Source organism: Ignavibacteriales bacterium (genome assembly GCA_015709675.1).
Lineage (GTDB): Bacteria > Bacteroidota > Ignavibacteria > Ignavibacteriales > Ignavibacteriaceae > H2-BAC3.
This window is the reverse complement of the sequence record CP054182.1, coordinates 2,685,512-2,707,497: the sequence shown is the minus strand read 5'-3', so window position 1 is coordinate 2,707,497 and position 21,986 is coordinate 2,685,512. Positions and strand designations below refer to the sequence as shown.

Sequence of the window (21,986 nt, the reverse complement as noted above, 5' to 3'; positions counted from 1 at the left end):
GTTTTTTAGCTATTTTTGGGATATTTTTGCCTACCCAAACTTTAAATATATTAAAATTGGAGGTGCCATTCTAAGGCAAATTTCTGCTATAAGTATTTTTGCGAGAGTTTGGCGTTCAGCCGCGGCTGATAACTGCCAATCCTGAGGCAACCGTGATCGAATGGCTTAGAGACACGTGAATAACCAGATCTGGGGGCAAAACATGGACTAATCTTCCCCTAAGGTATACTTTCGGTATTCCGTCACTTTCATTCAATATTTCAATTTCCGGAAAGGAAAAAGCCCCTTTATAAATGTGTGACAAGGCCTTTACTACTGCCTCTTTTGCCGCAAACCTTCCTGAATAGTGAAGAGGAGGGTCGGCTTTTGACTTACAATAAGCAATTTCGGCATCCGTAAAGATTTTACTGATAAAACGATCCCCGAATTTCCCGATGCTCTCCCGTATCCGGGCGATCTCAATAACGTCTGTTCCGATTCCGACGATCAACTAATAACCCTCGGCAGAACCGCTGCCTCGTGAATCGCTATAACCCCAAATAATGCCTTTTTCCTGATCAATCAGTATCCCTTCCATTAGATTCAGCTGACGCTCCGGACCAATCAAATGACCCCGTTTCTTTAAATTCTCAAGGACATCCCGGCTGAGTGCATATTTCTCATGCAAAATCTGGTCTGGCAGCCATTGATGATGAATTCTTGGCATATCGATTGCCTGACGCAGATCCATTCCAAATACAGCAGCATTCACTACTACCTGAAGTACCCCGGTAATAATTGTAGAACCTCCGGGTGTGCCTATTACCAAAAATGGTCTTTTATTCTTCAAGACAACAGTCGGAGTCATTGAACTGAGCATCCGTTTGAAGGGTTGGATAGAGTTTGCTTCATTTCCGACCAACCCAAACTGATTGGGTACACCAGGTTTTGCTGAAAAATCATCCATTTCATTATTCAGCAGAAATCCTGCACCATCAACAACCAGTTTGGACCCGTAACCAGAATTAATTGTTGTTGTCACACTTACCGCAATTCCGTTTTTATCAAGAACAGAGTAGTGAGTAGTCTGTTCACTTTCCGGTTTGCCAAAAGTAACACCTGATGATCTAACCGCATTTTCGCCAATGAGTTTAGATCTGGATTGAGCATATTCTTTGGAAATTAATCCTCCGGTCGGGACAGGAAAAAAGTCAGGATCACCAAGATGTTCTGCCCTGTCTGCGTAAGCCAGTTTCATGGTTTCGGTTAATAAATGCATGTAACGACTGCTTCCCCATTCATTTTTTTCAATCTTGAAATTCTCAAGAATATTTAGCATGTTTATCAGAGTAACACCACCGGAACTTGATGGTCCCATGGAGATTATTTCATAATCATGAAAAGTACTCCGCAGAGCTTCGCGTTCAACAGGCTTATAACGGCGCAAATCATCGTGAGTTATTATGCCGCCGTTATTCTTCATGCAGGCAACTATTAAATCGGCAGTTTCACCTTCATAAAAACCAGAAAAGCCGGCTTCTTTTATTCTTGTCAGTGTTTTTGCAAGTTCCTGTTGTCTGAAAATATCACCGCGCTTGTATAGTTCTCCTCCCCTGCTGAAAATTTTCATTGTGGAAGAAAACTCTTTGAATGAATTCTGATTATTCTGAAATGACTCAGCAGTTTCATAAGGGAGCGGAAAACCGTCTGATGCAAGATTTATGGCCGGCTGAATGACTTTTGCAAATGGAAGTTTTCCATACTTTTGATGTGCGTAAATAAGACCGGCAACTGACCCCGGAACACCAGCGGAAAGAGCACCTTTCTGGCTAAGATTCGGTAGAAATTCCCCTTTCTCATCCAGATACATATCTCTTGTCGCCAAAAACGGCGCAGTTTCTCTGTAATCTATCGTTGTGCTTTTCCCGTCAGGAAATACAATAACCATATATCCTCCGCCGCCGATATTGCCTGCGACCGGATATGTTACAGAAAGAGCAAATCCAACCGCAACGGCTGCATCTATAGCATTTCCCCCCTGCCTTAATATGGTAATCCCTACTTTGGAAGCAAGTTTCTCAGCTGAAACAACCATTCCGTTTTCAGAACGGATTAACGGGCCGTTCTGCGGAAAAGCAGTGGTTACAAGTAAAAGTAGAAGAAGAAAAAATTTAGAATAAGTCAATCTTAGCATTAACGTTCACTCCTTCACCTTTAAGCTGATCAACCAGTACTTTTGTTAACTCTTTCACAGTGGTAAGAGTTTCCTGCAAATCGCTTATGAGTTTTTCATCGTAAAGGGCTTTGCCGAGTGAATTATTCTTATTTTTAGTTTCAGTAAGCAGTCCTTCAATTTCTTTTACTACTCTGTCAGTAGTCTGCAGAAGAGTATTTACATCACGAAGTGTTGAATTAATCAGCTCTTTATTGTCACCAATCAAAACCTTTGTTTCATTAGTAAGGTCAACAGAATTTTGCACAAGAGTTTTTATGCCATTCCTGTTTTCATTAATCATGGCATTCAGCTTAACAGAAATATCTTCAAGATTGCTGACTGAGTTCTTTATACTGTTTTGCATCTGAATATCTGAAACCAGATTGTTCAGTGCGGTCAATGATGAATCAACTTTATTCATTATGGAAGGAATGGAACCGCTGAAATTCCCAACCAATTCCATAACCTTTGGGATATCTGCAACAAACTGCCCCTGATGAGTTTTAGTATAATCAAGTTCACTGGAAGCCAGACCAGGATAAACTTCAACCCGCTTTCCTCCCATCAGATCAAGCATCGTTACTGAGAATGAAGCATCTGATTGCAGTTTTGTATCTGAATCAAAAGAAAGAATGACATGCACGCCGTCATTATGAATCGTTACCGATTCAACAAAGCCCTTTCTGACTCCATTAACCGTTGCCTGATCACCTATCTCAAGACCGGCAACATTATCAAATAGAACCGAGACTTCTTTTCTTGAATCAGCTAATGAATAATTTTTAGCCCATCCAAAAACCCACAAAAAGAACAATATCGCAACTGTAACAGTAATCCCAACCTTTAATTCTGTCTTTCTGTCATTTTTCATTGGTTTTCATCTCTTTTAGTAAATATTGTAAACTGTTAAACTCTTTTTGTGAAATTACCTTGTCGGTAAAAAACCTGCTTAATGAATCTGCAAAAACTGTAATCTTTTCATTCCCAAAGCCGGGCAAGGCAATAATTGTCTCACCTGCAGTATTAAGCAGTGCAGCTAATGAATCCTTAGGTACCTCGATGGTAATGCTGTCAAGCTGCTCCAGAAACTCAGTCTTAGCCGCGGATACAAGATATTCCTTTGCCGGTTTTGCAATATAATCATCAAATTTATTCATCAGGATATAAAGTGCAGCCGCAAGCAGAATAGTTGCGAAGATAAATCCTTTAAGAAAACAGCCTGTTTTCATTTGGTTTTATAAAATTGAATTTTTGTAAGACGATTTTGAGACCTCTCAAGAACAGTCAGACGGAAATTACTGCACTCGATTGAAAACCCTTTTTGAGGAATTCTCCCTGCCCTTTCAAGTATAAGTCCTCCGACGGTATCGGCCTCGTATTCTGATTCAACAAAAGGAATTTTTAAATACTCAAAAATTACTGAAAGTCTTGCCCTTGCATCAACCTCGTAGACGCCTTCACGCAGTTTGAGAATGAGCGTATCACCTCTTTCTACTTCTGCATCATCCTCTCCGATAAGTACCTGAATTACATCCTCAAGTGTAATTACCCCAAGAGTGCCGCCGAATTCATCTACTACTACAGCAAAATGAATTTTCTTTTCCTGAAAATCTCTGAACATCTCACGTATTTTTTTCTGTGCAGGAACAAAGATCGCGGGTCTTATAAAACGTGAGATTGAATATTGTTCAAAACTTTTAATATCCCCCATCAAAGGTATGATGTCTTTTCCATAAACAAGACCAATGATTGTATCAATGCTGTTCCGGTATACCGGAATCCTGCTATGCGATGAAGAAAGGGAGAGTGATACAAATTCCAGAAGATTCGTGTTTTCCTGAACTGCAATAACATCCACTCTGGGTGTCATTATTTCTTCGACTGTAAGTTCTCTGGACTCCAAAACACTCTGAATCAGGTCATGTTCATCATCAACCAGGCCGCCTTTTGTTTTTCCAAGTTCTGTAATGTTTTTGATATCCTTTTGTGACAAAACACCTACAGTATCAGAAATCCGCAATTTTGAAAAGACGGCTGATAACAACTGTGTCAGAAACTCAGCCAGCGGAAAAAGAAGTGCATTTATCCAGTAGAGAGGATATGAAAAAATCCTTGCAATCTTTTCAGGATTTTTTCTTGCAGCAACCTTCGGAAGAATTTCACCAAAGATTAATATCAGAAATGTTAGGACAACTATTTCAAAAGTAAGAGCAATATGAGGTGCTATGCTGAACTGCTCAGCAAGTTCCAGAATGATGGAAACCGAGAGAATTGATGCCGCAACATTTACGGCAGTGTTACCTACAAGAATAGTTACAAGCAGGTTTTTCTGATACTGAAGAAGAAATTCAATATATCTGAGTGCCATCGGATGCCTGGAATACACTGTTGACAGCTTATTCTTTTTTAATGAAAAGAGAGCAACCTCAGATGATGAAAAAAAAGCAGAGCACCCAAACAAAAGTATGAGTGCTCCGGTCTGTAAAAGTAATTCAGTGTCCAATGTTTTTATTAAAACGGGAGGTCTGCATCAGCAGGAGGTGCGTCCGCAGCAGGAGGTGCAGAAGAAACGCCACCTGCATTATATTCGGCAGAAGGTTCTTCCGGACGATTTCCTCTGGCTGATAAAGGAATTATCTGCTCGGCGATTACTTCCCATGCAGTCTTCTTTATGTTATCTTTATCAGTATACTCTCTTGAACGGTAACGGCCTTCGACATATACCTTAGAACCTTTTCGAAGATTCTCTCTGAGAAAATCTGATGCATTAAAATAGGTCACCCGATGCCATGTGGTTTCACGAACCCATTCGCCATCCTTGTTTTTATAACTATTTTCAGTAGCTACACTGAAATTAGTCACTGCAACCTGTGTTGTAGTAGTTCTTGTTTCAGCATCCTGTCCAAGATTACCAATAAGCTGAATTTTATTTAAACTGAAGGCCATGTATTCCTCCCGGAAAAGTTGATAGATTGTGTTTTTTAACTATCAATTTTATTGAAATTCTATCTTATATGCAAGTAAAGAAGCAGCGGTTATAACAGCAGTTTCAGCTCTGAGCCTTCCATCGGACGTCCTGAAACATTCCCAATTCCTGAGCTGGTCAAGTTCCTGTGCAGAAAATCCTCCCTCCGGACCTACAACCAGCGAATAATTGCCTCCGGTGTCTAAAAAATCCTTTATCAGCCCTTTTTCTGCATTTTGGTCAAACCAAAGCGGAACCATGCCCCTCTGCAGACCTGATTCAAGAGAATCAACATACCCTACGGAGGGTAAAAAAGTTCTGAGAGATTGCTTCATAGCCGAAACTGCTTTGAGCTGAAGTCTCTCCAGATTAACTTTTGGTTTAATGGAATGGTGGTATCTGACTGCCAGGAAGTCTGTAAACCCTAATTCGACTGATTTTTCGAGTGCAAATTCAAACCTGTCCGGATTTTTAAGGATCGGAAGAAAAACCGTGAACCGTCCATAAGGGTTCATTTTCTGAGATTTTTGGATAATCTTTAATGTCAGTATTTTTTTTGCTATGCTGACGATTTCCCCAAAGATTAATTGTCCTTTTCCATCGGTCACAAATATCTGATCCCCTGCCTGTTTTCTCATCACCCGGAGCAGATGATTAAGTTCTTCCTCCCCTTCAGTAATCAGGCACTCTTCTTCAAATCTACAATCGGGGAAATAGAATAATCCTGTATCAGAAGGAGATGCCGAGATCAAGTATCAGTTCTCCTTTTCCAAATTTATTGATTGCATATTCGATCCTGCCCAAATTAAATGGGAGCGCGGGAATGGCAATTCCTACCCCATAACCTGAATAAACACTGGCCCAGTTTACAGAAATACCATCATTCTGGACAAATCCGGCATCAGCAAAAAGCGTAAGATAGAGTGCAGTTTTTGCCTGCTGAAGCTGTCTGGGAATCAGCGGAAGATCCAGGAACAAATCAAACATCGGAATGATCGGGTATTTTATTTCAAATGACCCTACATAGCTTTTTTTCCCTTCAGCTCTGTCAGTGATATGTCCCCTGACCTCATCATCCAGTCCGATAAAAGCGTAGTTATAATAAGGAATATTTTTACCATATCTCTGACGGGTAGCTAATCTTATTTTTCCAGTAAAAGAGGAGATCAGCGGAAAGTAGTATCTGAAATCGCTGTTAAAGGCAGTATAACTAACATCATCAATGTTGAAACCATAGTAGAAAGAAGAAACGGAATAAAACAATCCCCTGTCAGGGAATTGCTTCAGATCGCGGGAATCGTGTGAATACTGGAACGCCAAGGCTGGCACGATATCTGTCTCTTTCCCCGATGCCGTAATTCCTTTTATGGCAAATGGTGATTTTATCATCCGGTAACTGGTAAAAACTTCAAGTTTATTATAAATATCGAACCTTTTACCTAAACCAATATCAAATGTAAAAACAGTATTATCGAATTTAGTACCTGCAATAGCTTCAGCCTGCAGACTTTTATTTGATACGGTTGCATACTGCGAATAAAAATAAAGACTGATATTCTGGCTGCGTACCAGATAGGGTTTTATATAAGTAGCGGAATAAAACGGATCATACCCAAGTCCGAATGAAAATGATAAATCCTCGTTTCTTCCCCGGAAGTTTTTGATGAGAATATTCATTCCGTAAGAAATCTTGCTCCAGTCATTTTCCTTGAAATCAACAAAAGGGAGAGGATAGATATACCAGCTTTCATCAACATGAATATGCAGAATGGTCTTTGTCTCTGATTTCTTGAGACGCATTTTTACGTCATTGAATATACCAAGACTGAAAACTCTTTCTTCAAAAAAGAAGAGCCGGTTTACCTGAATTGTATCCCCTGTAGTAAACGGAAGTTCCTTAAGAATGATTTCTTCAATGGTTATATCATTCCCGCTTATGAATATTGAATCAATAACCGTATAACCGGAATTGAGAGAGTCTGCCGGGGGAGTTTTATTCTCAACTACAGTGTCTGCATTGCTCCGGGAAAAGCTGCAACATAATAAGAAAAGTAAGAGTACAAAGGTTCTTATCAGAGAAGTCCTTTGAGTGCATTACAGTTTCTGTATTCAACCGCTATGCAACGGTTCTGTACGAAACCTATTTTTTCAGAAGAACAAAACTGTTCAGCTTCGTTACTTGATACTCCCAGCTGGAGCCAGAGATACCTAGCTCCTGATTTTTGAACTCCTTTAAGAATGGCAGGTACTTTATCAGATGAAAGAAATACATCAACCAGGTCAACTTTTTCTGGTAATTCCGCAAGTGATGGATATACAGGAATGCCAAACACTTCCTTAAGTACCGGATGAACACCGTAGATCGTAAATCCTTTTTCCTTAAGCATTTTTGCAATTGCACCGCTGTCTCTTTCAGGCTTGTCAGAAATGCCAACAACGGCTATTGATTTAACATCAGACAAAATTTTGCAGTAATCAGCTAACATGGTATTTGTGTGCTTCTCTAAAAATTGGTTAATGCGTATATTCGCTGACAGGCAGACAGGTACATACCAGATTTCTGTCGCCGTAAGCATTATTGATTCTGGCTGAAGACGGCCAGAATTTTTTATCTTTTACATACGGCAGAGGGAAAGCAGCTTTTTCACGGGAATAGGGCCGCTGCCAATCACTGCTCATAACAGCACTCATTGTATGGGGTGAGTTTTTAAGAACATTATCTGCCTGGTTGAACTGTCCGGTTTCAATTTCTGCAATTTCCTGCCGTATACTTATCATTGCGTCACAGAAACGGTCGAGTTCAGCTTTTGATTCACTTTCAGTTGGTTCAACCATAAGTGTTCCCGCCACCGGGAAAGAAACCGTCGGAGCATGGAAACCATAATCCATCAGTCTCTTTGCAATATCTTCAACTTCTATGCCGGCGGTTTTCTTAAAGTCTCTCATGTCGAAAATCAGTTCATGCGCTGCACGGCCTTTTGTACCCGTATACAGAACTTTATAATAGTTTTCGAGTCTTGCCTTGATATAATTTGCGTTCAGAATTGCATACTTCGTGGCTTCAGTAACACCCCTTGCACCAAGCATTTTAATATATCCCAAGGAGATTACCAGAATGCTTGCACTGCCGTACGGTGCTGATGAGACTGCTGAAATACCTTCTTTGCCTCCGGTTTCAACTACGGTATGCCCGGGCAAATAATCAACAAGATGTGCCGCAACACAAATTGGTCCCATGCCAGGCCCGCCGCCGCCGTGCGGTATTGCAAAGGTCTTATGCAGATTCAGATGACATACGTCAGCGCCGATAGCCGCAGGACTGGTCAGACCAACCTGAGCATTCATATTTGCGCCATCCATATAAACGAGTCCGCCGTTCTTATGAATAATATCACAAATCTCCGTAATGGATTCCTCAAATACACCGTGAGTAGATGGATACGTTACCATCAATCCGGCTAATTCATTGTTATGTTTCTTTGCTTTTGAGGCAAGGTCTTCCACATTAATATTGCCGCGATCATCGCACTCAACTACCACAACCTGCAATCCAGCCATGACCGCGCTTGCAGGATTGGTTCCGTGTGCTGAAGAAGGTATTAGGATCACTTTCCTCTGAAAGTCTTTGCGTGCATGATGATATTTGCGGATTACCATCAATCCTGCATATTCACCCTGGGCACCGGAATTTGGCTGAAGCGAAACTCCGGCAAAACCAGTAATTTCTTTAAGCGCAGATTCAAGTTCGGAAATAAGGTCAATATATCCGGGTACCTGATCCTTAGGAACAAAAGGATGAATGGATGAAAATCCCGGGTAACTTACACCCAACATCTCTGCGGCAGCATTCAGTTTCATGGTGCATGAACCAAGCGGTATCATTGAAGAAGTAAGCGATAAATCTTTACTCTCAAGCTTTTTGACATACCTTAAAAATTCATGCTCTGAGTAGTAGCTGTTAAATACCGGATGAGTGAGATACTCAGATGTTCTTATGAAAGCAGAATCAAAGGAAGGTGAATAACTAAAATCCTTTTCGCTAAACAGAGTAAATTGTTTATTCGCCGCATCAGTAAAGATCTTTGCCAGTTCATTAAAATCCGTGACGGAGACAGCTTCATGCATCGAGATGCCAATTTCACTATCTGAAATTAATCTGAGATTAAATCCTTTATCAATTGCTTTGTTATAAATCATCTTGGTTGAGGCACCAGTCTGAATTCTCAGTGTATCAAAGAAATCAGTGTTTACCTGCTTATAACCGGCATGTGCAAGTATTTCATTAAACTTTGAAGCAAGAGAATGCACTTTAACGGAAATCCGCCGTATACCCTGCGAACCATGATATACTGCATACATTCCCGCCATAACGGAAAGGAGAACCTGTGCCGTACAGATATTGCTTGTCGCCTTCTCTCTGCGGATATGCTGCTCTCTGGTTTGCAGAGCCATGCGGTAAGCATTATTGCCTTCCGCGTCTATGGATGCCCCGATAATTCTTCCTGGGATCAGTCTTTTATATTCGTCTTTTGTTGCAAAGAAAGCTGCATGAGGACCTCCAAATCCCATCGGGACCCCGAAACGCTGACTGGTACCAATAACGATATCAGCACCAAACTCACCGGGAGGTCTGAGCAATGCCAAAGCAAGAAGATCGGATGCAATAACACTGTATATCTTAGCGGATGCTAACTGCTGAATAAGAGGTTCAAGATTGCGTACTTTTCCATAACCGTCAGGATAACCGAACAAAACTCCGAATAATCCCTCATGTTTAAGAGCGTCTTCCGGTTCTCCCTCAATTATTTCAATATCCAGTGGCTCAGCACGGGTGATTATTACATCTTTAGTCTGCGGGAATATATCACTCGCAACAAAGAACTTGTGGCAGTCCTTTTTGGCTGCACGTGTATATGCGTGAAGAAGCTGCATTGCCTCCGCAGCTGCAGTTCCCTCATCAAGCAATGAGGCATTGGCAATGGGCAATCCGGTCAGATCACTCACCATTGTCTGATAATTCACAAGAGCTTCAAGCCGCCCCTGGGCAATCTCTGCCTGATAGGGTGTATACTGTGTGTACCAGCCCGGATTTTCAAATATGTTACGCTGAATGACCGGTGGAGTGATTGTAGGATAATAACCCATTCCAATAAATGAGTTACTCACCTTATTTCTGGCAGAAAGCTCTCTGAGATGATTAAGGTACTCAAACTCAGAAACTCCCCTGCCTAACTTAAGCTCATGTTTCAGTCTTATTTTTTCAGGTACGGTTTCATTTATCAGAGTATCAAGTGAATCCACACCAATCGTTTTGAGCATGGCTGTGGTTTCATCTGCTGAGGGTCCGTTATGGCGGTTCTTAAATATATCTGTATCAAAAATGGAATTATTCATCGTGAGTGCATAGAATGAAAAAAATAATAAACAAATATAAAGATGATTTAATCGTATAAACAGTAAAGCATGAAAATCAGTTCTCTGTCAGATTACTCGCGGTCGTCAGATTCAGGTAAGCTACTTTTGCGGCTTCCTGCTCAGCTGCCTTTTTATTCTTCCCGGCTCCAAGACCGAGTACTCTTTCTCCTACCAGAGCCTGAACGGTGAAAACCCTGTCATGTTCGGGGCCTTCCTCTTTAACTACTCTGTACTTGGGAATTTCCAGTTTTAGAGACTGAATAAGCTCTAAAAGCCGGCTTTTGTAATTATTATCTACCAAATGCAGACCGGAATCAAGATTGGGGCGGATAAGTTTCTGAGTAATAAACTCTTTTGCTGTGGGAAGACCGTGATTTATATAAATTGCCCCGATAAATGCCTCAAATGCATCCGCAAGAATGGTTTGAAAACCAGGACTCCCCTCTGAAAGTTTGATTTCATCACTCATAAAAAGCAGGTCATGAATACCGATCTTATAAGCCACGGAAAAAAGAGTCTGCTTATTTACAAAGTTTGCTCTTACACGCGTTAAGAAACCTTCGTCCTTATCATTAAAATGTGATGATAACACCTCAGCTACCACAAATCCAAGAAGCGCATCTCCCAAAAACTCAAGCCGTTCGTTGGAAACGATAAATTTTTTATTATCAAGATGGGAGCGGTGTGTCAGTGCTTCCATAAAGATTTCAGGCTGAGTTATTTCCTCTCCTGTCAATGCTTCAATTTTTTTTATTCTGTCTCTGGACAGGATCTTTTTATTACGGGATCTTCGTAAAAAATTTCTTAAAAGCCCTATCATACTCAGTTGATAAATTTACTGAACAAAAGTGAAGCATTGTGACCACCAAAACCGAAGGTGTTGCTTATCGCATTTCTGACCTTCTTTTGAACTGCTTTATTCGGTGTGTAATTGAGATCACAATCAGGATCGGGAGTTTTATAATTTATTGTTGGCGGGATGGTATCATGGTGTACTGCCAAAACAGTGGCAATCGCTTCTATCGCTCCGGCTGCGCCAAGGAGATGTCCGGTCATGGATTTAATGGAAGAGATATGGAGATTGTAAGCATGCTGACCAAAGACGGTTTTTATTGCTTTGGTTTCAGTGACATCATTGAACGGAGTTGACGTACCGTGTGCGTTTATATAGTCAATTTCCTCTTCAGATATCCCGGCATCTTTTATTGAAAGTTTCATTGAACGAACCGCACCATCACCGTCAGGATGAGGCTGAGTCATATGGTAGGCATCAGCGGTCAGGCCGATTCCTTTAAGTTCCGCGTATATTCTTGCCCCTCTTTTACGTGCATGTTCCAGTTCTTCAAGGACAAGTGTTCCTGCTCCTTCTCCCATAACAAAACCACTGCGGTTAAGATCAAATGGTTTTGAGGCAGTCTGATAATTTTCATTATCAACCGAAAGTGCCCGCATTGCGTTAAAACCGCCGATTGCAATTTCAGTAATTGATGCTTCGCTCCCGCCGCAAAGCATAATATCAGCACTGCCGCGCTGAATTATCATGAAAGCATCGGCAATGGAATGAGATGATGTTGCGCAGGCAGACGTGGTTGAATAGTTAGGTCCCTTAAAGCCATGACGGATTGATATATGTCCGGCGGCTATATCAGCTATCATCATGGTTATAAAAAAAGGAGATATCTTTGAGGGGTCAAGGCCATCGAAATATACCCGGTGCTGCTCCTGCATGGTCTGAACACCACCGATACCGCTGCCAAAAACTATTCCGATACGATCGGGGTCAAAGCCGTTCTTGGTAATGGCTGCATCTTTAAGTGCCTGATCAGAAGAGGCAATGGCAAATTGCGAAAAAAGATCGAGACGTCTTACTGCCTTTTTATCAAGGTAAAGGGAAGGGTCGAAATTCTTAACTTCAGCGGCAAACTTTGTATCGAATTTCGAAGTATCAAAACGGGAGATTAGACCGATTCCGTTTCTGGCGGATACAAGAGATTCCCAGAAAGCGTTAGTATCTAATCCAACCGGATTGACCGTACCAAGACCTGTAACGACTACTCTTTTACGCACAGAAACCTCCTGCAGTTTTCAGCAAGGGATGAAGTATTTTTTCACCCCCTGCTGATTTCCACTTTAAAACGTAATCGTTAGTTGGCTGCTTTTGATTTCAGATAAGTAACTGCATCACCGACTGTGGTGATTTTTTCAGCTTCATCATCCGGAATCTGAATGTTGAAAGCGGTTTCAAAACCCATAATCAGTTCTACGGTATCAAGGGAATCTGCACCGAGATCATGCTGGAAAGATGCTGTCGGGGTAATTGCTGACTCCTCAACTCCTAACTTATCCATGATGATTTCTTTTACTCTTGCTTCGACATCCATTGTTGTACTCCTATAGTTGTTTTTGTTGTTAGTGAAAAATTACATTGTCATTCCGCCGTCAACGGCAATGGTCTGGCCGGTTATATATCCGGCTGCATCAGAACACAGAAACGCTGTGACTTTTGCGATATCATCTGCCTGGCCAAATTTCCTGAGAGGGATAAGATTCAGCAGAGCATCTTTCTGCTCGTCTTTCAGTTTTGCTGTCATATCTGTCTCAATAAATCCGGGGGCTATGCAGTTTGCTGTTATATTACGGGAAGCAAGTTCTTTGGCGATTGACTTTGTAAACCCGATCACACCGGCTTTTGAAGCAGCATAGTTGCTTTGGCCGGCATTCCCCATTAATCCCACAACTGAAGTAATATTGATGATTCTCCCCCACCGCTTCTGCATCATTATTTTAGTAGCAGCTTTAGTATAATAAAACACACTGTTAAGATTTGCAGAAAGAACTGCTTCAAAATCCTGAGCTGTCATACGCATCAGCAGAGTATCTTTTGTAATTCCTGCGTTATTAATAAGTATATCAACAGACCCGGTTTTTTCAACAGCGAACCTGACAGATGCTTCAACTTCTTCGGCTTTTGAACCGTCAGCTTTAACCCCGTAGACTTTCATTCCCTGCGAGGTATATTCTTCTTCTATCTTTTGGGCGGTTTCCTGTGAACTGAGGTAGGTAAATACAACCTGACAGCCATTTCTTGCCAGGCTGTCGAGAATAGCTCTTCCAATCCCTCTGCTGCCTCCGGTAACGAGTGCGGTTTTTCCATTCATCATTAAATCACTCATGCAGTTTTATTTGCTGACTCAAATTCTTTTTTATACGTCTTCAATTCTTCAAATCCATCAGAACCAAACAAATGCAAAATCTCCTCCGAGCATGCATCATATATACTCATCGAAGCACCATCCTTATTGCAGGTTTTAAGACGGTCAATATGATCGGTATCAATCGTCAGAGTGTTCTCATAGATTGTGAGAGGAAAGAGAACACAATAGAGCGGCTTGTTCTTCCATTTGGGTTCACCCTTCATCATCGAAAGCTTTTGTATTGAACAAAGTCCTTCTTTATCCAGGAAAACACATTTGCCGTTATGTAATTCAGTTCCTACTGCAATTCCGGAAGGAAAATCTTTATCTTCCTCCTCGGGCTCAAACCATTTGGAAATATCCTTGGTCTGGGATTCGTCAAAAATTTCCAGCAGCTCATCTTTAAGGGTAAGGGTATTCAGATACTCGGCCTTATCCATATAAACTCCGTAATGGCAGCATTCGCCTGAACACCGGCATCCGAAGGGGAAACTGAAAATCAAAGGATCAATATACAAACCTTTGATCATTTTTTTTGGAGTTTCAGGGGTACTCAAAGAAACGGCTCCAAATCCTTAAAGGTATCAATTCCGGAGCATTTTGATTCCGGACTTATCCTCTTGACCAGTCCCTGAAGCACTTTTCCCGGCCCGATTTCATAAAACTCATCAAACCCATCACGGACCATACTTCTGATAGTCTGTTCCCAGAGAACAGGTTCGGTCACCTGACGGTGCAGCATTACTTTAAATTCTTCTTTTCTGACAACTGGTTCACCGGTAACATTCACATAAACAGGTACCCGTGAATCATAAAAATTGTATTTATCAAGCTCCCCTTGCAGTTTGTCTTTAGCGCTCTGCATTAGCGGCGAGTGGAAAGCTCCGCTTACAACCAGTTCCTTAACCAGTTTAGCTTTATGGGCCTTTGCCAGTTCCATGGCTTTTTTAACTCCTGAAACGCTTCCGGAGATCACAATCTGGCCCGGAGAGTTGAAATTTGCACACTGTACAATTCCTTCGGCTGATGACTCTTCACAAACTTTTGTAAGCGTTTCACCGTCAAGACCAACGACTGCTGCCATGGTTCCGGGATTTTCCACACCAGAAACCTGCATTCCCTGCCCACGGAAACGGACAAGCTGTATGGCTTCATAGAACTGCAGAGCGCCGGCACTTACCAATGCTGAATATTCACCGAGAGAGTGTCCGGCAGTGGCGTCTTTATCCAGTGTTCTGATCAGTGATGCGACAATAACACTGTGCAGAAAAATGGCCGGCTGCGTAATTTCAGTCTGTTTGAGCTCTTCTTCAGGCCCGTTAAACATGATATAGGAAAGAGGAATACCTAAAACACCATCGGCTGTTTTAACCATTTCCCTAGCTTCAACAGAATTCTCATACAGATCCTTGGCCATTCCTACATACTGAGAACCCTGACCGGGAAATAAAAATGCTCTTTTACCCATCAGTCAAGACTCCACACCAGATATGATGCTCCCCAGGTAAAACCTGCACCAAAAGCAGCCAGAATCAGTTTATCCCCTTTTTTAATCTTACCCTCGCGGTAGTATTCTGTCAGACAGAGCGGAATAGTCGCAGCGGTTGTATTTCCATATTTATTGATGTTTATCATCACCTTATCACGGGTTACACCCATACGGTCTGCGGTGGCATCAATTATTCTTAAATTTGCCTGATGAGGCACCAGATACGCTATATCCTCAGATTTGAGGTTATTTTTCTGCATAAGTTCATAAGAAACGTCTGCCATGCCTTTTACAGCAACCTTAAATACTGCCTTGCCGTCCTGATACAGTACATGCATTTTATCGTCAATAGTCTGATGTGTCGGGGGGTTAAGACTTCCTCCCCCTTTCATGTATAAAAATTCTTTTCCGCTTCCGTCTGTACGGAGGATAGAATCCTGCATACCCAGCGATTCATCTTCGGTGGGTTCGAGCAGGACCGCTGATGCACCATCTCCAAAAAGAATAGCTGTATTGCGGTCAGAATAATCAACGATGGCGCTCATTTTATCAGCGCCGATTACCAGCACTTTTTTATAGTTTCCGCTTTCAATGAGTGAGGCGCCGGACTGCAGTGCAAAGAGAAATCCTGAACAGGCAGCCGAAAGATCATATCCCCATGCGTTTTTGGCGCCGATTTTTTCCTGAACAAGGCAGGCGGTAGCCGGGAAAAACATATCCGGTGTTACCGTCGCAACAATAATAGCATCAATTTCTTCAGGGTTTAACTTGTGCTTTTCCATGAGATCCTTTGCTGCTTCTGCGGCCAAATCACTGGTTGCACCTTTCTGTAATCTTCTTCTCTCCTGAATTCCGGTACGCGTCCGGATCCATTCGTCATTAGTTTCTAAAATATTCTCAAAAAATTTATTGTCCAGCACTTCATCAGGAACGTACATTCCAACACCGGTAATCTGGGCATTCAATCTTTTTCTCATTCAGTTTCCTTCATAGGTGATTCAGCTATAGCAGCTTCTATTTTTTTCACAACCTCTTTTTCAATACAATCCTTAGCGCGGAGCACCATATTGGTAATAGCGAGCGGAGTGCTTGAACCATGTCCGATGATGCTTACACTTTTTACACCCAGTAATAAAACTCCTCCGTAATACTGATAATCCAACGGCTTAAGTGCCTCGCGGAGTACATTTCTAACGATCAGTACTTTCAGTTTATTCCAGATACTTTTTGAAGCGTAATCCTTCAGGAGAGTTTTGAGGAACTTGGGCACACTTTCGCCAAATTTAAGGACGATATTTCCGACAAATCCGTCACAAAGGACGATATTCACTGTTCCTTTAAGGATATCTCTTCCTTCGATGTTTCCAAAAAAGTTAAGTCCTGAGTCTTTAAGCAGTCCGTGTGTTTCTTTAATGGTTTTTCCCCCTTTTTCGGATTCCTCACCTACGGTGAGCAGCCCGATTTTGGGAGCAGGCATGTTATAGATTTCCCTGACATAAATAGTGCTCATTCTGGCATAACCAAGCAGATGCTGGGGCTTTGAATCAACAAAAGCCCCAACGTCAAATATTGTGCTTACACCGGCTTCATTAGGAAAGAAGGTACCCATGGTGGGGCGCTCTATTCCGCTAATCCTTCCAAGAATAAAGGTTGAGGCAGTAACAACCGCGCCGGTATTACCGGCACTCACGAACGCCTGAGCATTCCCCTCAGCGACATATTTACAGCCAACTGAGATTGAAGAATCAGGCTTCTTTTTAAGAGCTGCCACCGGTGAGTCGGACATATCAATTTTTTGCGAAGCATGTATAATATTTGCCTCGGGAAATGATATTCCCTTCTCAGCCATAACCTTTTGAATTGCCTGTTTATCCCCGGTCAGGATTAAATCAATTTCCGGATGATTTTTGACAATTTCACCTGCAGCGATTACCTCATTGACAGGCGAAAAATCCCCTCCCATCGCATCAAGAACAATCCTATACTTAGACGGGTTAGCTGAACCCATTTGAGCTTTCTTAATTATTTACCGGGAAGAAGTACTGATTTTCCGTCATAATAGCCGCATGAGGGGCATGCATGATGGGCAAGTTTCAGTTCGTTACAATTGCTGCATTTACCCAGAGTTGAAGCGGTAGCTTTATAATGTGTACGCCTTTTATCGCGTCTGGTCTTCGACATTTTACGTTTTGGATTTGGCATGATCTAACCTTTATTTATTATTTGTTTTCTAATTTCTTCTTAATATCCTGCAGCTTATCATAAAGCGTTCCCTTCTGGGAATCAGCACAGGAACATGATGTTTCGTTCAGGTTGCATCCGCAGTGCGGGCAGAGCCCTTTGCATTCTTCATCACATAAAATCTTCAGCGGAATGCTGAGATTTGCATAATCAAATATTTCCTGAGTTATATCAACCCGGTCAGTTTCAGGAGCGAGGTAACGGACGTTAAAACTGTCATCTTCCTCCTCAGGAACCTCAAACAGATAGACAAAATCAAAATTGTTCTGAAGTTTCCTCTGAATCGGTGAACTACACCGGTCACAGACTGTCTGAATTTCAGTAGTGAGTTCACAATGCATTAAAAGCTGGTGGTGAGTCTTCTCAAACGTAAACTTTGCAAAACCTTCTCCGGTGAACGGCTCCTGAAGTCCGGCCTCTGATAATTTGAACGGAAATTCAAGCTGATTTTTACCGGCAGATAAGGTATTCAGTTTTATAATCATACTCATTGCCAAATCCTGCATCAGTTAACTCATACGTCGAAACTGCAATTTTCTACAATTTCTGCTAAGCAAACGCTAAATTTACGAAAAATCATCATAATTTTATAGAACATTATTAAAATTACCCTGCCGGCCTCCCCTGATTGTCCTGCGGAAAGCCGGGGGCATTATATTACTTAATGGTTATTATTTCATTACTTGCGGCGGTTATACCCGTTTCGCTCTACCTGATCTGGTTAAGAAAAGCCGACAAATACGATAAAGAACCTGTCCGGCTCTACCTGAAGAATTTTGCCTGGGGTTCTCTCGGAGCGGTATTTTTCACCCTCATTGGCAGTGCGCTGGTCAGTTCTTTTCTCTCCGGTTTTATAGCCAGTGAAGCGGTTTCCGATCTGGCTGATACCGTTTTTGTGGCTCCGGTAGTGGAAGAATTCATGAAAGGAGTTTTTCTCTTTTCGACTATTGGTAAACGTGATTTTGATAATATGACCGACGGACTGGTTTATGGGGGTGCCATAGGTCTGGGATTCGGGATGACAGAAAATTTCCTCTATTTTTTAGGGGCCTCAAGCGGTGCGGAATGGGTCTTCCTGGTTATTACCCGTACCCTTTTTTCGTGCGTAATGCATTTTATCAGCACAGCGGTTTTTGGTGCATTCCTGGGAATATCAAAATTTAAGGGCAGTTCGCTTAAATACACTCTGGCCATGACCGGGTATCTTCTTGCTATCCTTATTCATTTTACCTGGAACTCAGCGGTGGTTGTGGAAGAATCCGTATGGCTTGGACCACTTTTCATGATCGGGTCAGTATACCTGTTCAGGGCGCTATTCCGGTACTCAATTAATCAGGAGTATAAGCTGATCAACCGTGAGCTTCAGGAAGAATCAGCACTTGGGTACTTCCCTGCCTTTTTACTCCCCGTAGTCCTGCTGGAAAAACCGGCTTCGTATTTTTCCCTTGATGCGGAGACTGCCAAAGGCCTGAAACAGAATGGCGTAAAGCTTGCGTTCAGGAAAGAGCAGATAAAATTTTCACAGGGTAAAGCAGCCGAACAACAACTGGCTGAAATAGGAGATCTGAGGAAGTGGTTTTTAGAAACTTTCCCTCCTGAGGAGAGCGCCGGGCTGAAGGAAGAAAAATCGGCACTATGATTCACATGTTGTATATTTCAAAAATAAATAGTTTTAATTTTGAACAATATTCAATTCTTTAATAATCAATTTCTTAAAAGTTGAATTCCTAAGTAAAATTTTCTGATTAATATTTTTCCGGCAAAACTGGTTTGAAACGAAAAAAAACCGGGATTTTTGGAGGCACCTTTAATCCCATTCATTACGGTCATCTTATTCCACTCATGTTTGCAGCGGAAGCGCGTAAATATGAAAGAGTTGTATTCGTGCCGAACAGTATCTCCCCTTTTAAGGTCGGAGTGGATGTTCCTTCAACTGAACACAGAATGAATATGACAAAACTGGCGGTAAAGGATTTCCCGCTTTTTTCCGTGTCAGATTATGAAGTTTCCCGCGGAGGTGTATCCTACACCATTGATACCGTTAAATACTTCAGGGAAGAATACGGCAATATCGAATTAATTCTCGGTCAGGATACTTTTGCCGGTTTTCATTCATTTAAGGATCCGGAAGGTATATTAAATACCTGCGATGTGGTGGTACTCAAAAGAAGTTTTATTGATACGGAATACTCTGAATATCACTCAACCGGAAAGGTAATTCAGATTAATACCCCCTTTATTGAAATAAGCAGCACGTTTATCAGAGAGAGAATTCAGAACCACCTGCCTGTTTCATTTCTCATCCCCCCTGCGGTTGAGGAATATATAAAAACGAACAATTTGTATCTATGAGTCAGAATCATACCGAAACGTTATTTGAACGGGTTATCCGTAATGAAAAACGGGCTGTCGCGCGGGTTATTTCCCTGATTGAATCAGAGTCTCCCCTTTCAGAAGAACTTATTGCCATGTTATATAAACACACCGGCAGTGCATACCGAATCGGAATTACCGGACCTCCCGGCGCAGGTAAAAGCACTCTGACCAATCAGCTTGCAAAGTTTTATCTTAGTCAGGGTAAAAAAGTCGGTATTATTGCTGTTGATCCTACTTCCCCCTTCTCAGGCGGTGCGCTGCTTGGTGACCGTGTCCGTATGGCTGAAACAGGTAATCTTGACGGCATCTTCATACGGAGTATGGCAACCAGAGGGAGCTTAGGCGGCTTAAGTAAAAAAGCAATTGATGCAGCAGACGTGCTTGATGCAGCAGGTTATGATTATATATTGTTCGAAACGGTTGGCGTAGGACAGTCTGAACTTGATATCGTAAAAGCAGCAGATACCACGCTCGTAGTGCTCGTGCCGGAGTCTGGTGATGCAGTTCAGGCAATGAAAGCCGGACTGATGGAAATTGCTGACTCATATATAGTTAATAAATCTGACCGCCCCGGCTCTGAGCAGGCAGTTTCAGCAATCAGAACAATACTGGGGCTGAGAGACCATGACGAACACTCATGGATGCCTGATATCATTAAAGCAGTTGCTTCTGAAAATAAAGGCACTAAAGAAATTGCGGAAGAAATAGCAAGACACCACAAATATCTGGATGAATCAGGCAGTTTCCTGAAAAAACGGATGGAACGCAGAAACGACCGGATAAAAGGCATTGTAGAAACAAGAATACTTTCTTACTTATGGGGTAACCACTCCATTGACACCGTTGCAGCTTCAGCTTCGGAAAAAAGCAAATCAGACTCCCCTTATCATATAGCAGAGTTGCTTCTGCAGGAGTTCAAAGATAATTTCACAAAAGAGGAAAACACATGAGCAGTTCTTCAGGAAACTTCCTGCTGTCTTTTACAGAGGAACAATTAATGATTCAGGAAAATATCCGTGACTTTGCTGAACAAAAAGTGCAGCCGGTTGTAATGGAGTTTGATGAAAAACAGGAGTTCCAGCACGACTTAATGAGAGAGCTTGGCGAGATGGGATATCTGGGCATCCTTGTTCCTCAGGAATATGGCGGCTCAGGACTCGGATATACGGAATTTGTGATTGTGGTTGAAGAACTGGCGAAAGTTGACCCTTCACTTGCCCTTTCCGTTGCTGCTCATAACGGCCTGTGCACAAATCATATACTCGTAAACGGAAGTGAAGCACAAAAGAAAAAATATCTGCCGGATCTTGCAACCGGAAAAAAAATCGGGATGTGGGGGCTTACTGAATCATTCTCCGGCAGTGACGCTGCTGCAATGAGAACCACTGCCAAAAAAGAAGCAGACAAGTATATACTGAACGGAAGCAAAAATTTTATCACCCATGCTTCAGTCGGCCAGACTGCTGTGGTAATGGCAGTCTCTGATGCTTCGAAAGGAAAAAAAGGAATTTCCGCTTTTATCCTTGAAAAAGGAATGTCCGGATTCAGCACAGGAAAAAAAGAAAACAAACTGGGAATGAGAGCATCAGACACAGCACAATTGATTTTTGATAATTGCTCAGTTCCCGCAGAAAACCTTATCGGCACAGAAGGTGAAGGTTTCATACAGACGATGAAAATACTTGAAGGGGGCAGAATTTCAATCGCTGCTCTTAGTGTCGGGCTTGCTGAAGGTGCATTGCTTAATTCAGTGAAATACTCAGGTGAACGCCAGCAGTTCGGAAAGCCAATAAATAGTTTTCAGGCGATTCAGTTTAAACTTGCTGATATGGCTGTCGGGATTGAAGCATCCAGATTGCTTACCTATAAAGCAGCATGGCTTAAGGATAACCAGAAACCAATCATGCATGATGCAGCAATCGCAAAACTTTTCTCCTCTGAAACGGCGGAAAAATGTGCGATTGAGGCAGTGCAGATATTCGGCGGTTATGGATTTACCAAAGACTACCCGGTTGAAAAGTTTTACCGTGATGTGAAACTGCTTACCATTGGTGAAGGCACAAGCGAGGTACAAAGATTAGTAATAGCCAGAAAATTTCTGCAGGAGTGATG

24 protein-coding genes are annotated in these 21,986 nt (G+C 42.0%); 4 read left to right on the top strand and 20 right to left on the bottom strand.

Annotated elements, in window-relative coordinates:
- Positions 1-115: 115 nt before the first annotated feature.
- From acpS to HRU80_10165, 20 genes are all read right to left on the bottom strand, one after another.
- Positions 116-490: a holo-ACP synthase gene (acpS, locus tag HRU80_10260; GenBank protein ID QOJ29247.1), complete on the bottom strand. Its 375-nt coding sequence runs from the start codon at positions 488-490 to the stop codon at positions 116-118.
- The gene (gene ggt, locus HRU80_10255) at positions 491-2,173 is read right to left on the bottom strand and encodes a gamma-glutamyltransferase (protein QOJ29246.1); all 1,683 of its coding nucleotides are present in this window, start codon (positions 2,171-2,173) and stop codon (positions 491-493) included. It lies immediately after the preceding gene.
- On the bottom strand, positions 2,151-3,065 hold the full coding sequence (locus tag HRU80_10250) for an MCE family protein (protein ID QOJ29245.1): 915 nt from the start codon (positions 3,063-3,065) through the stop codon (positions 2,151-2,153). Before HRU80_10250 ends, ggt begins: the two co-directional genes overlap by 23 nt.
- Positions 3,055-3,423, bottom strand: a complete 369-nt coding sequence (locus HRU80_10245) for a hypothetical protein (protein ID QOJ29244.1) — start codon at positions 3,421-3,423, stop codon at positions 3,055-3,057. The genes HRU80_10250 and HRU80_10245 overlap by 11 nt, the downstream gene beginning before the upstream one ends.
- Entirely contained in the window at positions 3,420-4,697 is a 1,278-nt protein-coding gene (locus tag HRU80_10240; protein QOJ29243.1) for an HlyC/CorC family transporter, read from the bottom strand. The genes HRU80_10245 and HRU80_10240 overlap by 4 nt, the downstream gene beginning before the upstream one ends.
- An 8-nt stretch (positions 4,698-4,705) precedes the next feature.
- Positions 4,706-5,140, bottom strand: a complete 435-nt coding sequence (locus HRU80_10235) for a single-stranded DNA-binding protein (protein QOJ29242.1) — start codon at positions 5,138-5,140, stop codon at positions 4,706-4,708.
- A 48-nt stretch (positions 5,141-5,188) separates the two neighbouring features.
- A complete protein-coding gene (locus tag HRU80_10230) occupies positions 5,189-5,911 on the bottom strand; it encodes a 16S rRNA (uracil(1498)-N(3))-methyltransferase (GenBank protein QOJ29241.1) in 723 nt (240 codons plus the stop codon).
- On the bottom strand, positions 5,889-7,235 hold the full coding sequence (locus HRU80_10225; protein ID QOJ30513.1) for a hypothetical protein: 1,347 nt from the start codon (positions 7,233-7,235) through the stop codon (positions 5,889-5,891). Before HRU80_10225 ends, HRU80_10230 begins: the two co-directional genes overlap by 23 nt.
- Positions 7,232-7,621 carry a CoA-binding protein gene (locus tag HRU80_10220; GenBank protein ID QOJ29240.1) on the bottom strand — a complete coding sequence of 130 codons (390 nt, stop codon included), beginning with the start codon at positions 7,619-7,621 and terminating at the stop codon, positions 7,232-7,234. Before HRU80_10220 ends, HRU80_10225 begins: the two co-directional genes overlap by 4 nt.
- A gap of 52 nt (positions 7,622-7,673) precedes the next feature.
- The gene (gcvP, locus tag HRU80_10215; protein QOJ29239.1) at positions 7,674-10,553 is read right to left on the bottom strand and encodes an aminomethyl-transferring glycine dehydrogenase; all 2,880 of its coding nucleotides are present in this window, start codon (positions 10,551-10,553) and stop codon (positions 7,674-7,676) included.
- 76 nt (positions 10,554-10,629) lie between these two features.
- Positions 10,630-11,274 carry a ribonuclease III gene (gene rnc / locus HRU80_10210; protein QOJ29238.1) on the bottom strand — a complete coding sequence of 215 codons (645 nt, stop codon included), beginning with the start codon at positions 11,272-11,274 and terminating at the stop codon, positions 10,630-10,632.
- 122 nt (positions 11,275-11,396) lie between these two features.
- Positions 11,397-12,641 (bottom strand): beta-ketoacyl-ACP synthase II, encoded by a 1,245-nt coding sequence (fabF, locus tag HRU80_10205; protein QOJ29237.1) that lies wholly within the window; start codon positions 12,639-12,641, stop codon positions 11,397-11,399.
- 77 nt (positions 12,642-12,718) lie between these two features.
- Positions 12,719-12,955 (bottom strand): acyl carrier protein, encoded by a 237-nt coding sequence (locus HRU80_10200; GenBank protein QOJ29236.1) that lies wholly within the window; start codon positions 12,953-12,955, stop codon positions 12,719-12,721.
- A 39-nt stretch (positions 12,956-12,994) separates the two neighbouring features.
- On the bottom strand, positions 12,995-13,735 hold the full coding sequence (gene fabG / locus HRU80_10195; GenBank protein ID QOJ29235.1) for a 3-oxoacyl-[acyl-carrier-protein] reductase: 741 nt from the start codon (positions 13,733-13,735) through the stop codon (positions 12,995-12,997).
- Between the two features lie 8 nt (positions 13,736-13,743).
- The gene (locus HRU80_10190; GenBank protein QOJ29234.1) at positions 13,744-14,298 is read right to left on the bottom strand and encodes a DUF3109 family protein; all 555 of its coding nucleotides are present in this window, start codon (positions 14,296-14,298) and stop codon (positions 13,744-13,746) included.
- A 23-nt stretch (positions 14,299-14,321) separates the two neighbouring features.
- Positions 14,322-15,236, bottom strand: a complete 915-nt coding sequence (fabD, locus tag HRU80_10185) for an ACP S-malonyltransferase (protein QOJ29233.1) — start codon at positions 15,234-15,236, stop codon at positions 14,322-14,324.
- Positions 15,236-16,234 carry a ketoacyl-ACP synthase III gene (locus tag HRU80_10180; GenBank protein ID QOJ29232.1) on the bottom strand — a complete coding sequence of 333 codons (999 nt, stop codon included), beginning with the start codon at positions 16,232-16,234 and terminating at the stop codon, positions 15,236-15,238. Before HRU80_10180 ends, fabD begins: the two co-directional genes overlap by 1 nt.
- Positions 16,231-17,265, bottom strand: coding sequence for a phosphate acyltransferase PlsX (plsX, locus tag HRU80_10175; GenBank protein QOJ29231.1), 1,035 nt, complete (start codon positions 17,263-17,265; stop codon positions 16,231-16,233). Before plsX ends, HRU80_10180 begins: the two co-directional genes overlap by 4 nt.
- A 14-nt stretch (positions 17,266-17,279) precedes the next feature.
- On the bottom strand, positions 17,280-17,459 hold the full coding sequence (gene rpmF, locus HRU80_10170) for a 50S ribosomal protein L32 (protein QOJ29230.1): 180 nt from the start codon (positions 17,457-17,459) through the stop codon (positions 17,280-17,282).
- 17 nt (positions 17,460-17,476) lie between these two features.
- Positions 17,477-17,989, bottom strand: a complete 513-nt coding sequence (locus HRU80_10165; GenBank protein ID QOJ29229.1) for a DUF177 domain-containing protein — start codon at positions 17,987-17,989, stop codon at positions 17,477-17,479.
- Positions 17,990-18,162: 173 nt separating this feature from the next.
- On the opposite strand from HRU80_10165, the gene HRU80_10160 reads away from it, so the two are divergent.
- The 4 genes from HRU80_10160 (at position 18,163) to HRU80_10145 (ending at position 21,984) form a co-directional block, all read left to right on the top strand.
- On the top strand, positions 18,163-19,137 hold the full coding sequence (locus HRU80_10160; GenBank protein ID QOJ29228.1) for a PrsW family intramembrane metalloprotease: 975 nt from the start codon (positions 18,163-18,165) through the stop codon (positions 19,135-19,137).
- A gap of 131 nt (positions 19,138-19,268) precedes the next feature.
- Positions 19,269-19,850, top strand: a complete 582-nt coding sequence (gene nadD / locus HRU80_10155) for a nicotinate (nicotinamide) nucleotide adenylyltransferase (GenBank protein ID QOJ29227.1) — start codon at positions 19,269-19,271, stop codon at positions 19,848-19,850.
- Positions 19,847-20,824, top strand: a complete 978-nt coding sequence (gene meaB / locus HRU80_10150; protein ID QOJ29226.1) for a methylmalonyl Co-A mutase-associated GTPase MeaB — start codon at positions 19,847-19,849, stop codon at positions 20,822-20,824. Before nadD ends, meaB begins: the two co-directional genes overlap by 4 nt.
- The gene (locus HRU80_10145) at positions 20,821-21,984 is read left to right on the top strand and encodes an acyl-CoA dehydrogenase family protein (GenBank protein QOJ29225.1); all 1,164 of its coding nucleotides are present in this window, start codon (positions 20,821-20,823) and stop codon (positions 21,982-21,984) included. Before meaB ends, HRU80_10145 begins: the two co-directional genes overlap by 4 nt.
- Positions 21,985-21,986: the final 2 nt, after the last annotated feature.